Annotated in this window: 8 protein-coding genes; 7 read left to right on the top strand and 1 reads right to left on the bottom strand. The window is 70.6% G+C overall.

Going from position 1 to position 13,849, the window contains the following annotated elements:
* Positions 1 to 27 precede the first annotated feature (27 nt).
* Genes gspL through gspF form a run of 6 tightly spaced genes read left to right on the top strand, consistent with a single transcriptional unit; the run spans position 28 to position 8,206 of the window.
* Entirely contained in the window at positions 28 to 1,617 is a 1,590-nt protein-coding gene (gspL, locus tag QTN24_RS11365) for a type II secretion system protein GspL (RefSeq protein ID WP_313837128.1), read from the top strand.
* Positions 1,614 to 2,219, top strand: a complete 606-nt coding sequence (locus QTN24_RS11370) for a type II secretion system protein M (protein ID WP_124682988.1) — start codon at positions 1,614 to 1,616, stop codon at positions 2,217 to 2,219. Before gspL ends, QTN24_RS11370 begins: the two co-directional genes overlap by 4 nt.
* Complete coding sequence (locus QTN24_RS11375) at positions 2,219 to 3,025, top strand: type II secretion system protein N (RefSeq protein ID WP_124682987.1); 807 nt, start codon at positions 2,219 to 2,221, stop codon at positions 3,023 to 3,025. Before QTN24_RS11370 ends, QTN24_RS11375 begins: the two co-directional genes overlap by 1 nt.
* Positions 3,026 to 3,062: 37 nt before the next feature.
* Positions 3,063 to 5,438, top strand: coding sequence for a type II secretion system secretin GspD (gene gspD, locus QTN24_RS11380; protein WP_124685016.1), 2,376 nt, complete (start codon positions 3,063 to 3,065; stop codon positions 5,436 to 5,438).
* A gap of 5 nt (positions 5,439 to 5,443) precedes the next feature.
* Positions 5,444 to 6,985: a type II secretion system ATPase GspE gene (gspE, locus tag QTN24_RS11385; protein WP_172966018.1), complete on the top strand. Its 1,542-nt coding sequence runs from the start codon at positions 5,444 to 5,446 to the stop codon at positions 6,983 to 6,985.
* A 3-nt stretch (positions 6,986 to 6,988) separates the two neighbouring features.
* On the top strand, positions 6,989 to 8,206 hold the full coding sequence (gene gspF, locus QTN24_RS11390) for a type II secretion system inner membrane protein GspF (RefSeq protein WP_124682986.1): 1,218 nt from the start codon (positions 6,989 to 6,991) through the stop codon (positions 8,204 to 8,206).
* Between the two features lie 228 nt (positions 8,207 to 8,434).
* Here gspF and QTN24_RS11395 read toward each other — a convergent pair whose 3' ends face one another.
* The gene (locus QTN24_RS11395) at positions 8,435 to 9,832 is read right to left on the bottom strand and encodes an NYN domain-containing protein (RefSeq protein ID WP_313837132.1); all 1,398 of its coding nucleotides are present in this window, start codon (positions 9,830 to 9,832) and stop codon (positions 8,435 to 8,437) included.
* Between the two features lie 324 nt (positions 9,833 to 10,156).
* On the opposite strand from QTN24_RS11395, the gene QTN24_RS11400 reads away from it, so the two are divergent.
* On the top strand, positions 10,157 to 13,750 hold the full coding sequence (locus QTN24_RS11400; protein ID WP_313837134.1) for an indolepyruvate ferredoxin oxidoreductase family protein: 3,594 nt from the start codon (positions 10,157 to 10,159) through the stop codon (positions 13,748 to 13,750).
* The last annotated feature ends 99 nt before the right edge of the window (positions 13,751 to 13,849 follow it).

Genomic DNA, 13,849 nt, shown 5'->3' on the forward strand with positions numbered 1-13,849 from the left:
GACTTCGCCACTGATAACAGGGAAATCTTGAGTACCACGCTCTACGTCCGCCTGCCGCACCGGCCGCATGACCAGCCGCAACCGTGGCAGTTTGGCGCGATGCCGTTTGCGCTGGTACGGGCTTCCGCCGAGAAAAGCCGGCCCGGCGCCACGCCGCCGGCGCCCGAGCTGTTGCGCGAAGGCCACGGACTGCCCGCCGACATGCCCGCCGCGGACCGCCTGGTCCTGATCGTCGCCGCCAGCGACGTGCTGCTGACCGCCGCGATGGTCCCGCCGCTGCCGCCGGCCCGCCTGCGGCTGGCGCTGCCGAACCTGATCGAAGACGTGCTGGCCACCGACGCGGCGCCCTGCCACATCGCGCTGGGCCCCGCGCTGGACCCGTCCGCCCCGGCGCGCGGCCCGCGCCGCCGCCTGCTGATGGTGACCGACCGTGCCTGGCTGCGCGCCGCGCTGGACCAGTTCGCCGAACACAAGCACCGCCGCCGCAGCGTGCTGCCCGCGCAGCTTTGCCTGCCGCTGGCCGAAGCGGAAGCCGAACCCGAACCCGAAGCCGAGACCCCGGCTGCGGCCGAATTGCCCGAACCGGCGCTGGCCGAAGGCGCCGCGCCCCCGCTGGCCGAAGGCGCCGAGCCGGCGCCCGCGCCCGCCCCGGCCGTGCCGCAGGCGCCCGTGGTGCCGGACGAACCGGTACCGGCCGCCACGCTGGTCGTGGAAGCCGCCGCGTCGGCACTGGCCCCGTCGGCCGGACTGCTCGACGCCGCCGCGCCCCCGCCCGCCGCCGCCGAATCCGCCCGGCTGTGGCAACTCACGGTCCGCACCGGCCCCTACGACGGCTACGGCCTGCTGCTCAACGACCAGGCGCTGGCCGCGTGGCAGGCGCTGGCCCCGGCCGGCGAATGGCACGGCGACAAGGCGGCCCTGGCCCACGCGCCCGTGCCGGCGCTGCGCAACCAGCGCCGCATCGCGCGGGCATCGCGGATTTCCGAAGACTGGCGCATCTGGCTGGCCGGCGCCGAAGCCTGCCTGCGCGAGCCGCAGGTCGACCTGGCCCAGTTCGAATTCGCCCAGGGCACGATGGACCGCTGGAACCTGCTGGCCTGGCGCCTGCCGGTGGCACTGGCCGTGGCGCTGGTGCTGGTCCAGATCATCGGCATGAATGCCCAGTGGCTGATGCTGCGCCAGGAATCGCGGCGCATCGAGGCCGCCCAGGTCGACATCCTGCACACCGCCTTTCCCAACGTCCCGCCCGTGGCCGAGCCGCCGCTGCTGATGCGCCGCCAGATCGAACAGCTTCGCACCGCCAGCGGCCGCAGCACGCCGGGCGATTTCCTGCCGCTGGCCGATGGCTTCGCGCGCGCCGCGCAGAGCCTGCCGCCGGACGCGCTGCTGCAGCTCGACTACCGTGCCGGCACGCTCTACGTCGCGCTCAAGGCCGGCACCAACACCAACGCCCTGCGCAGCGCCGTGCGGCAGGCGGGCCTACAGATGGAAGAAGACAAGACGCCACCCGACGCCGCCGTCCGCGCGGGCGGGGCTCCCACACCGCCGGGATCGCGCTGGACGATCCGCAGCGAATCGCGCGCCGAAGGCAAGGCGCCGGGCAGGGCCGCATCATGACGCCCGCCAAGCCCACCAACCCCGCAAAGCCTGCCGCCCGGCCCGCCGGCAACAGCCCGGCCGCCCGGCTGGCCCGCCTGCGGCCGCGCGTGCCGCCCGCCTGGCGCGAGCGGTTCGACACCTTCTGGAACGCCCGCAACCCGCGCGAGCAGGCCATCCTGGGCGGCGGCACGGTCGTGCTGGTCCTGGTATTCGGCTACCTCGTGCTCTGGGAGCCGGCCGCCACGGGCCGCGACCGCCTGATCCGCAACCTGCCCGCCCAGCGCGCCGACCTGGCCGAAATGGAAACCCTGGCGCAGGAAGCGCGCGGCCTGCAGGCCAGTCCGGCACCGTCGCTGCGCGGCGATGCGCTGACGCAGGCGCTGCAGGACAACCTGGACCAGCACGGCCTGAAGGCCACGCGGCTGGCCGCCACCGGCGACAACGCCGTGCAGGTCCAGCTGGACAAGGTGCCGTTCGGCGCCGTGGCAAGCTGGCTGCAGGACGTGCGCGCGCAGCAGCGCCTCAAGGTGACCGACGCGCGCATCAGCTATGTTGGCGCCACGGCGCTGGTCAACGTCACGGCGACGCTGCAGGGCCCCGGTGCCGGCGGCCGCAACTGATGGCGCGGCTCGAAGCACTGCGCCTGCCCCGCCGGCAAGCCCGCGCGTCGCGCGGCTGGCAGTGGCTGCGCTGGGCGATACTGGGCGTCGCGACGGTGGCGGTGACCGTGGTGGCATCGATGCCGGCCACGTGGATGGCGGACCGCATCGCCACCGAAACCGGCCGGCGCGTGCTGCTGGCCGACGCGGCGGGCACGCTCTGGCACGGCAGCGCCACGCTGGCGCTCTCGGCGGGCACGGGCAGCCAGACGGCCACCGTCCTGCCGGGCCGGCTCACGTGGGACGTGGCGTTCTGGCCGATGCTGGCCGGCACGCTGCGCATCGTGCTGGAACAGGACATGGCGATGGCCGCACCCGTGACGGTGGCGGCCACGCCGGCCGGCTGGACCGTGCAGCCGGGCAGCATCCGGCTGCCGGCGTCGCTGCTGGAAGGCATCGGCGCGCCGTTCAACACGCTGCGCCCGGACGGCACGATGCGCGTGGACTGGTCCGCGCTGCAGGGCAAGTTCGCCGGCAACCAGAAATTCGGACATCTGACGCTGCAGCTCGACCAGATGTCCGCGGCGGTGAGCCGCCTGCGCCCGCTGGGCAGCTATCGTGCGGAGGTCGACCTGACCGGCGCCGATGGCAAGCTGCAACTGAGCACCACGGCCGGGCCGCTGCACCTGGAGGGCAGCGGCACCCTTGGCCGGCAGTCCCGCTTCGAGGGCACGGCGCACGCCGACCCCGAGGCGGCCACCCAGCTTGCGGGCCTGCTGAGCCTGCTGGGACGAACAGAAAACAACGTGACAAGGCTGCGCTTCTGATTGCCGAAGCTGCCGAAGCCCAAGCCTGGAACCGATGATGACCACGCAATCCACCCACCGACTTGTCCGAACCGCCTGCGCCCGCGCCACGGCGCTGCTGTGCACCCTGTCCCTGCTGTCGCCGGCCCTGGCCTGGGCGCAGCCGCAGCAGCCGGTGCCGCAACCGAACGACATCACGCCGCGCAACCGCGACCAGGTGGTGCTGAACTTCGTCAACGCCGACCTGGAATCGGTCGTCAAGGCGGTGGGCCAGGCCACGGGCAAGAATTTCGTGATCGACCCGCGCGTGAAGGGCACCGTGAACCTGGTGACCGAGCAGCCGGTGTCGCGCGCCCAGGCGCTGGAAACGCTCGGCTCGGTGCTGCGCATGCAGGGCTACGCGATGGTCGAGTCGAACGGGTTCACCAAGGTCGTGCCGGAGGCCGATGCCAAGCTGCAGGGCTCGCCCACGGTGATCGGCGGCGGCGCCGGCCGGGGTGACCAGGTGGTGACGCAGGTGTTCCGCCTGAACTACGAGTCGGCCAACAACCTGGTGCCCGTGCTGCGGCCGATGATCGCGCCGAACAACACGATTACCGCCTACCCGGCCAACAACACGCTGGTCATTACCGACTACGCCGACAACCTGCGCCGCCTGGCCCGCATCATCGCGGCCGTGGACGCGCCGGCGTCGGGCGAGGTGGAATTGATCCCGCTCAAGAATGCCGTGGCCAGCGACGCCGCCGTGGTGCTGCAGAAGCTGCTGGACCCGTCGGCGGCCGGCGGTGCCGGCGGGGGCGCGGGCGCGACCGATGCGTCGCTGCGGACCACCGTGGTGGCCGAGCCGCGTAGCAATTCGCTGATGATCCGCGCCACCAGCCGTGCGCGCGTGCAGCAGGCGCGCCAGTTGATCGAGAAGATCGACCAGCCGTTCGCGCGGCCCGGCAACATCTGGGTGGTGCCGCTCAAGAACGCCGACGCCGTGAAGCTGGCCGCCACGCTGCGCGCGATCGTCGCGGCCGACAGCTCGTTCGCCAGCACGGCCCAGCCCGGCCAGGCCGGCGCCACCAGCGCCACCACGGGCACGTTCCAGAACACGGGCACGCAGCAGGCGGGCCAGTACTCGGGCGGCACCACGGGCTACAACCGCAGCGGATCGTCGTCGTCCTCGGGCTTCGGCAGCGGCACGGGCTCCAACGCGTTCTCGGCGTCGTTCGCGGTCAACCAGCAGCCGACCACGGGCGGCACGATCCAGGCCGACCAGTCGACCAACTCGCTGATCATCACCGCCAGCGAGCCGGTCTACCGCAACCTGCGCGTCGTGATCGACGACCTGGACGCGCGCCGCGCGCAGGTCTACATCGAGACGATGATCGTCGAGGTCACGGCCACCCAGGCGCAGCAGCTTGGCATCCAGTGGCAGGGCATCGTCAACCAGGCCGGCAACACGATTGGCGTGGCCGGCACGAACTTCGGCACCGGCGGCCAGAACATCCTGAACCTGACGCTGGCCGGCCTGCTGTACCGGAACAACAACACGGCCGGCATTGCCGCCGCGCAGCAGCTCGTGCCGGACATCGGCGGGCTGAACATCGGCGTGGTCAACCGGTCGTCGGGCCTGGGCGCGCTGATCAGCGCGCTGGGCACCAACGACAGCGTGAACCTGCTGTCGACGCCGAACCTGATCACGCTGGAGAACGAGGAAGCCAAGATCCTGATCGGCCAGAACATTCCGATCACGACCGGCTCGTACGCGCAGACGGGCAGCACGTCGACGGTGTCGCCGTTCCAGACCTTCGACCGCAAGGACGTCGGCATCACGCTGCGGGTGCGCCCGCAGATCACCGAAGGCGGCCAGGTCAAGATGCAGATCTACCAGGAGTCGTCGTCGGTGGTGGCCAGCACGGCCACACTGATCCAGGGGCCGACCACCAACGTGCGGTCGATCGAGACCAACGTGCTGGTGGACGACGGCCAGATCATCGTGCTGGGCGGCCTGATCGAGGACAGCTACGGCGACGGCGTGCAGAAGGTGCCGCTGCTGGGCGACATTCCCTACCTGGGTTCGCTGTTCCGCTACGAGAACAAGAACCGCCGGAAGACCAACCTGCTGGTGTTCCTGCGGCCGTACGTGATGCGCACGGCCGGCGCGACCGACCGCCTGACGCAGGACCGCTACGAGTACATCCGCGGCCAGCAGCAGGGCTTCGTGTCGCCTAACATGGTCGTACGCGACAAGGACACGCCGGTGCTGCCGCCGGCCGACGCGCCGTCGGCGCCATTCGTCGATCCGCGCTACAACGGGCCGGTGCAGGCACCGCTGCCGCTGGACCCGACGCTGCCGGCCGCGCCCGCACCGCAACCGGCGCCGCAGGTGCCGCCGCGTCCGCTGTCGCTCAACGACGGGGCAGCCGTCCAGCGCCCGCAGGGCTGAGCACCATGGCTACCGAAACACTCGCCAATCCCGCCGCCGGGGCCGAGGCCCCGCTGGAGCCGCCGTCGCCCATGGCGGCGCGGCTGGTGTCGTATTCGTTCTCGCGCGAGGCCCCGCTGCTGATCGCCCATCAGCGCCCGGACGGGCTGGAAGTGTGGGTCAGCCGCAAGACCTCGCCGGCCGCGCTGGCCGAAGTGGCGCGCGTGCATGGCGCGCTGCACCTGCGCGTGCTGGAGCCAGCCGCGCTGGAAGCGGCGATGTCCGACGCCTACAACCGCCAGGACGGCTCGGCCGCCCAGGTGGTGGGCGAGGTGGAGGGCGAGGTGGACCTGTCGCGGCTGATGCAGGACATCCCGGCCGTGGAAGACCTGCTCGAATCCGAGGACGACGCGCCGATCATCCGCATGATCAACGCGCTGCTGACGCAGGCCGCGCGCGAGCAGGCGTCCGATATCCACATCGAGCCGTTCGAGTCGTCGTCGGTGGTGCGCTTCCGCGTGGACGGCACGCTGCGCGACGTGGTGCGGCCCAAGAAGGCGCTGCACGGCGCGCTGATCTCGCGGATCAAGATCATGGCGCAGCTCGACATCGCCGAGAAACGGCTGCCGCAGGACGGCCGCATCACGCTGCGCGTGGGCGGCCGGCCGGTTGACGTGCGCGTGTCGACGCTGCCTACCGGCCACGGCGAGCGCGCGGTGCTGCGTCTGCTGGACAAGGAGGCTGGCCGGCTGGACCTGGCCAAGCTGGGCATGGCGCGCGAGACGCTGGCCGGCTTCGACCACCTGGTGCGCCAGCCGCACGGCATCGTGCTGGTGACCGGCCCGACCGGCTCCGGCAAGACCACCACGCTGTACGCGGCGCTGTCGCGGCTCGATTCGCACACGACGAACATCATGACCGTCGAGGACCCGATCGAGTACGACCTCGACGGCATCGGCCAGACGCAGGTGAACCCGCGTATCGACATGACGTTCGGCAAGGCGCTGCGCGCGATCCTGCGGCAGGACCCGGACGTGGTGATGATCGGCGAAATCCGCGACCTGGAAACGGCGCAGATTGCCGTGCAGGCGTCGCTGACCGGCCACCTGGTGCTGGCCACGCTGCACACCAACGACTCGGCGTCGGCCGTGACGCGGCTGGTGGACATGGGGATCGAGCCGTTCCTGCTGTCGTCGTCGCTGCTGGGCGTGCTGGCGCAGCGGCTGGTACGCCGCCTGTGCCCGCACTGCAAGCGCGAGGAAGTGATCGAGGTGACCGCCGCCGACGCCGCCACGCTGCAGGCCGAGGGCCGCCCGCTGCAGCGCGTGTGGCACGCCGTGGGCTGCGACAAGTGCGGCCATTCGGGCTATCAGGGCCGGATGGGCGTCTACGAACTGCTGACCGTGGACAGCGAGATCCAGACGATGATCCACCGCCAGCAGCCCGAATCCGAGATCAAGCAGGTGGCGCTGGCCAAGGGCATGCACACGATGCGCGGCGACGCGCAGCGCTGGATCGACAGCGGCGCCACCTCGCTGGAAGAGGTGCTGCGCGTCACGCGCGAGTAAGCCATGCCCGCCTTTCGCTACGAAGCCGCCGACGCCGCTGGCCGCGCCGACCGCGGCGTCATCGAGGCCGACAGTCCCAGGCAGGCGCGCTCGCAGCTCCGCGCGCGCGGGCTGACGCCGATCACCGTCGATGCGCTGGCCGGCGCCGGCCTGGCCCAGCGCAGCCGCGGCGGCATGTTCGTGCGCCGGCTGACCACGCAGGAACAGGCGCTGTTCACGCGCCAGCTAGCCAGCCTGATCGTATCCGGCCTGCCGCTGGACGAGGCGCTTGGCGCGCTGGCCGACCAGGCCGAGCGCCAGTACGTGCACGAGTTGCTGGCCGGCATCCGCGCGGAAGTCATGGGCGGCAGTTCGCTGTCCGTGGCGCTGGCCCAGCATCCGAAGGATTTTCCGGACATCTACCGCGCGCTGGTGTCGGCGGGCGAGCACTCGGGCCACCTTGGCGTGGTGCTGGAGCGGCTGGCGACCTATATCGAGACGCGCAACCAGCTTACGTCGAAGATCCGGCTGGCGTTCACCTACCCGGCCATCGTTACGTTCGTGGCGTTCGCCATCGTCATCTTCCTGCTGTCGTACGTGGTGCCGCAGGTGGTCAGCGTGTTCGCCAACACCAAGCAGAAGCTGCCCACGCTGACGATCGTCATGCTGTGGCTATCCGATTTCGTGCGCAACTGGTGGTGGGCCGCCGTGGCCGTGATCGCGGTGGTCACGGCCATCGTGCGCAGCCTGCTGCGGCAGCCCGACGTGCGGCTGTCATGGCACCGCTGGCTGCTGACCGCGCCGCTGGTGGGCAAGCTGATCCGTGGCTACAACACGGCCCGCTTTGCGAGCACGCTGGCCATCCTGGTATCGGCCGGCGTGCCGATCCTGCGCAGCCTGCAGGCCGCCGGCGAGACGCTGACCAACGTGGCGCTCAAGGCCAACGTCGACGATGCCACCACGCGGGTGCGCGAAGGCGCGTCACTGGCCCGCGCGCTGGCCGCGCAGAACCAGTTCCCGCCGGTGCTGGTGCACCTGATCCGCTCCGGCGAAGCCACCGGCAACCTGCCGGTCATGCTGGAGCGCGCCGCCACGGGCGAGGGCCAGGAACTGGAACGCCGCACGCTGTTCCTGACCAGCCTGCTGGAGCCGCTGCTGATCCTGACGATGGGGGTGGTGGTGCTGCTGATCGTGCTGGCGGTGCTGATGCCGATTATCGAGATCAATCAGTTGGTGCGGTAGCTGGGGGACGGGCCAAGGCTGTCGGGTTTCGATACGCCTTGCCCTCTCCCCCAACCCCTCTCCCGCGCGCGGGAGAGGGGAGCAAACCAAGGGGCTTGGGACGCGCGGTTGGCTCCCTCTCCGGCGCGCAGAAGCCGGCAGCAAACCGGCGGCATGCCGAGTTACGCGGGGGTCTCCCCTCTCCCGCCTGCGGGAGAGGGCCATCGCGTCCGGCACCGACAAATTCCCTTACTCCCCGCCCGCCACCTTCTTCTTGGCCGGCGCGCGCTTGCGCGGGGCGGCCTTCCTGGCGGCGGTCTTGGCCGGGGCCTTGGCCGGCGCGGCTTCCTCGGCGGCCGGCGTCACGTCTTCTGCCACCGCTTCCCGCGATTCGACCGATTCCACCGCTTCCACGGTTTCCACCGCCGCCACCGGCGCCGATGCCGACAGCACGGTCGTGCCCGGCGCCGAGAATACCGACTGGTCGATCGGCCACGGCGTTTCGCTGAGTGTCACCTCGGGGCGGCGGGTGCGCTTGCCGCGGGCTTTGGGGGCTTCTTCCACCGGGTCCACGGTTTCCGCGATCAGCGTCGAGGCCGAGCCGGCGCCCTCTTCCTCGGTCTCGGCGGACAGCGCCGGGGCCGGTTCGGGAATGGCGTCGATGTCGACGACCGGGGCCGGGGTTTCCACCGGCGGCACCGGCTGGGCGACCGTCGTGGTCGGCGGCTGCGGGGCCGGCTTCGGCTGGCCCTGCGGCGGACGCGGCTGGCCGCCCTGGGGCTGGGCCTGCGCCTGCGGCTGGCCGGAAGTCTGGCCGGAAGACTGGCCCGAAGCCTGCACCACCCCCTGCCCGCCCTGCTGTCCGCCCTCGCCCTTGCCGCGCTTCTTCAGCCGCACCCAGATGGTCTTGTTGTTGCCGCCGTTGCGCGTTTCCACCTCGAACAGGTTGGTGGCGGCCACCAGTTCCGACAGCTTGCCGTAGCCGTAGTTACGCGAATCGAACTCGGGGGCCTGCTTGGCGATGTAGTTGCCGATGCCGCCCAGCGTCGACCAGCCGTCCTCGTCGGACACGGCCTGCGACGCGTTCTGCAGCAGCCGCACCAGCCGCGAGTCCTGGCGCAGTTCCTGGCTGCTGCGGCGGCGCGCGGCCGGGGCGGCCTCGGTCTCGGCGTCGCTGTCGGTATCGGCATCGGCCACGCCGGCGCGCAGCACGTCCGAATAGATGAACTTGTCGCAGGCGGTCACGAACGGCTTGGGCGTCTTGCGCTCGCCAAAGCCGTACACCATCAGGCCCTGCTCGCGGATGCGCGACGCCAGCCGGGTGAAGTCGCTGTCACTCGACACGATGCAGAAGCCGTCGAAGCGGCCCGTGTACAGCAGGTCCATCGCGTCGATGATCATCGCGCTGTCCGTGGCGTTCTTGCCCACGGTGTAGCGGAACTGCTGGATCGGCTGGATCGAATGGGCCAGCAGGCGGTCCTTCCAGCCTGACAGGTTCGGGCGCGTCCAGTCGCCGTAGATGCGCTTGACGGCGGCCACGCCGTACTTGGCCACCTCGGCCAGCAGGCCTTCGACGATGGCGGGCGCCGCGTTGTCGGCGTCGATCAGCACGGCCAGGGTGGCGCCCTGGCGGGGGGAATTGGTCATGGTCGGGTTCTTCTCGATGGGGCCGGTTGCACCATGGCGGGGTGGCCGGCGTGTGGCGCGCGGGCGTCATGCGACGCGGGCGCGCGCCCGTTGGATGCACCGCAGTGTACACGCGCGGACCGCGCGTATACGGGAAATCACGGGGGCATCTGGCGCGTTTTATGCTGCATCGCACGGTACCGCGGCCTGCACGCCGGTGCTACCATGCCGCGCAGAGACACGGCTGCCCAATGCCTCCACAAGAGACCAGCGGACGGCCGCCCATAACTGATGTGTCGGTGATCCCGACAGCATGCCCCACGCAGGGCCCAAAGAGGAGCACCCATGAATGCCCCCCTGACCCCACCGGTCAGCGACGCCATCCGCCGCGCGCTCGAAAACGTTTCCCTCGAAGACAAGTACACGCTGGAGCGTGGCCGCATCTACATCAGCGGCACGCAGGCGCTGGTCAGGCTGCCGATGCTGCAGCAGGAACGCGACCGCGCCGCCGGGCTGAACACCGCCGGCTTCATCTCCGGCTACCGGGGCTCGCCGCTCGGCGCGCTCGATCAATCACTCTGGAAGGCCAAGAAACACCTGGCGGCGCATAACGTCGTGTTCCAGGCCGGCCTGAACGAGGACCTGGCTGCCACGTCCGTGTGGGGGTCGCAGCAGGTCAACATGTACCCCGACGCCCGGTTCGATGGCGTATTCGGCATGTGGTACGGCAAGGGCCCGGGCGTGGACCGCACCGGCGACGTCTTCAAGCACGCCAACTCCGCCGGCTCCAGCAAGTACGGCGGCGTGCTGGTGCTGGCCGGCGACGACCACTCGGCCAAGTCGTCCACGCTGGCGCACCAGTCCGAGCACATCTTCAAGGCCTGCGGCCTGCCCGTGCTGTACCCGTCGAACGTCCAGGAATACCTGGACTACGGCCTGCACGGCTGGGCGATGAGTCGCTACTCCGGCCTGTGGGTGGCAATGAAGTGCGTGACCGACGTGGTGGAATCGTCGGCATCGGTCGAGCTGGATCCGCACCGCGTGCAGATCGTGATTCCCGACGACTTCGTGCTGCCGCAGGGCGGGCTGAACATCCGCTGGCCGGACCCGCCGCTGGAACAGGAAGCCCGGCTGCTGGACTTCAAGTGGTACGCGGGCCTGGCCTACGTGCGCGCCAACAAGATCGACCGGATCGAGATCGATTCGCCGCACGCGCGCTTCGGCATCATGACGGCCGGCAAGGCGTACCTGGACACGCGCCAGGCGCTGGCCGACCTGGGCCTGGACGACGACACCTGCGCCCGGCTGGGCATCCGGCTGTACAAGGTGGGCTGCGTCTGGCCGCTGGAGGCGCACGGCGCGCGCGCGTTTGCCGAGGGGCTGCAGGAAATCCTGGTGGTCGAGGAAAAGCGCCAGATCATGGAGTACGCGCTCAAGGAAGAGCTGTACAACTGGCGCGACGACGTGCGGCCCAAGGTGTACGGCAAGTTCGACGAGCGCGACAACGCGGGCGGCGAGTGGTCGATCCCGCAGAACAACTGGCTGCTGCCGGCGCACTACGAGCTGTCGCCGGCCATCATCGCCAAGGCCATCGCCACGCGGCTGGAAAAGTTCGACCTGCCGTCGGACATCCGCGCCCGCATCGAGGCCCGGCTGGCGGTGATCCACGCCAAGGAACGCGCGCTGGCCACGCCGCGCGTGACCGCCGAGCGCAAGCCGTGGTTCTGCTCGGGCTGCCCGCACAACACCTCGACCAACGTGCCCGAGGGCTCGCGCGCGCTGGCCGGCATCGGCTGCCACTACATGACGGTCTGGATGGACCGCAACACGAGCACGTTCAGCCAGATGGGCGGCGAGGGCGTGGCCTGGATCGGCCAGGCACCGTTCGCGGGCGACAGCCACGTGTTCGCCAACCTGGGCGACGGCACGTACTTCCACTCGGGCCTGCTGGCGATCCGCGCGTCGATCGCGGCCGGGGTGAACATCACGTACAAGATCCTCTACAACGACGCGGTGGCCATGACCGGCGGCCAGCCCGTGGACGGCCAGCTCTCGGTGCAGGACATCGCGTTCCAGGTGGCGGCCGAGGGCGCGAAGAAGATCGTCATCGTCACGGACCAGCCCGAGAAGTACAACAGCGCGATCAAGCTGCCCGACGGGCTGACCGTGCACCCGCGCGAGCAGCTGGACACCATCCAGCGCGAACTGCGCGAGGTGCCCGGCTGCACAATCCTGATCTACGACCAGACCTGCGCCACCGAGAAGCGCCGCCGCCGCAAGCGCGGCACGTTCCCGGACCCGGCGCGCCGCGCGTTCATCAACGACGCGGTCTGCGAAGGCTGCGGCGACTGCTCGGTCAAGTCGAACTGCCTGTCGGTGGAGCCGCTGGAGACGGAGCTGGGCACCAAGCGCCAGATCAACCAGTCGTCGTGCAACAAGGATTTCTCCTGCGTGAACGGCTTCTGCCCGAGCTTTGTCACGGCCGAGGGCGCGCAGGTGCGCAAGCCCACGGCGCACGGCATCTCGATGGGCGGCCTGCCCGAACTGCCGCTGCCGGCGCTGCCCGACATGCGGCGCGCGTACGGCATCCTGGTGACCGGCGTGGGCGGCACCGGCGTGGTGACGATCGGCGGGCTGCTGGGCATGGCCGCGCACCTGGAGAACAAGGGCGTGACCGTGCTGGACATGGCCGGCCTGGCGCAGAAGGGCGGCGCGGTGCTGTCGCACGTGCAGATCGCCGCCAGCCCGCAGGACCTGCATGCCACGCGCATCGCCATGGGCGAGGCCGACCTGGTGATCGGCTGCGACGCGATCGTGTCGGCCACCGACGAGGTCATCTCCAAGACCCAGTCGGGCCGCACGCGCGCCGTGGTCAACACGGCCCAGACGCCGACCGCCGCGTTCATCAAGGACCCGAAGTGGCAGTTCCCGGGCATGTCGGCCGAGCAGGACATCCGCAACGCCGTGGGCGACGCCTGCGACTTCATCAACGCCAGCGCGCTGGCCGTGGCGCTGCTGGGCGACACGATCTACACCAACCCGCTGGTGCTGGGCTACGCCTGGCAGAAGGGCTGGATTCCGCTGACGCTGGCCGCGCTGGAGCGCGCCATCGAGCTGAACGGCGTGTCGGTGGACAAGAACAAGGCCGCGTTCGACTGGGGCCGCCACATGGCCCATGACCCGGACCACGTGCTGGCGCTGACCGGCAAGCTCAAGACCCAGACCGAAGGCGCCGACGTGGTGAAGCTGCCGACGTCGAGCGGCGCGCTGCTGGAAAAGCTGATCGCCAGCCGCGCGGACCTGCTGACCCGCTACCAGAACGCGGCCTATGCCGAGCAGTTCCGCGAGGCCGTGCAGCGCGTGCGCGCCGCCGAATCGGCACTGGTCGGCGCCGGCAAGCCGCTGCCGCTGACCGAGGCCGCCGCGCGCAACCTGGCCAAGCTGATGGCGTACAAGGACGAGTACGAGGTGGCGCGGCTGTACACCGACCCGCTGTTCCTGGACAAGCTGCGCGCCCAGTTCGAGGGCGAGCCGGGCCGCGACTACCAGCTCAACTTCTGGCTGGCGCCGCCGGCCACGGCCAGGCGTGACGACAAGGGGCACCTGGTCAAGCGCCGCTTCGGGCCGTCGACGATGACGCTGTTCCGCATCCTCGCCCGGCTCAAGGGCCTGCGCGGCGGCCCGCTGGACGTGTTCGGCCGCACCGAGGAACGCCGCACCGAACGCGCGCTGATCGTCGAGTACCGCACGCTGCTGGACGAACTGTCGCGGGGCCTGTCGGCCGCCAACCACGCCACGGCCGTGGAACTGGCCAACGTGCCCGACGACATCCGCGGCTTCGGCCACGTCAAGGAAAACAACCTCAAGGCCGCCCGCGCCAAGTGGGACAGGCTGCTGAAGGTCTTCCGCGACCCGAAGACGGGGCAGCAGGCGGCTTGAGGATGCCGGGGGCGGTGCTCCCGGCTGACGTATCGTTTTGCTCCCCTCTCCCGCATGGCGGGAGAGGGGCTGGGGGAGAGGGCCAGCGGTTCTGATGAA

It is taken from the genome of Cupriavidus sp. SZY C1 (assembly GCF_032190535.1).
Lineage (GTDB): Bacteria > Pseudomonadota > Gammaproteobacteria > Burkholderiales > Burkholderiaceae > Cupriavidus > Cupriavidus pauculus_C.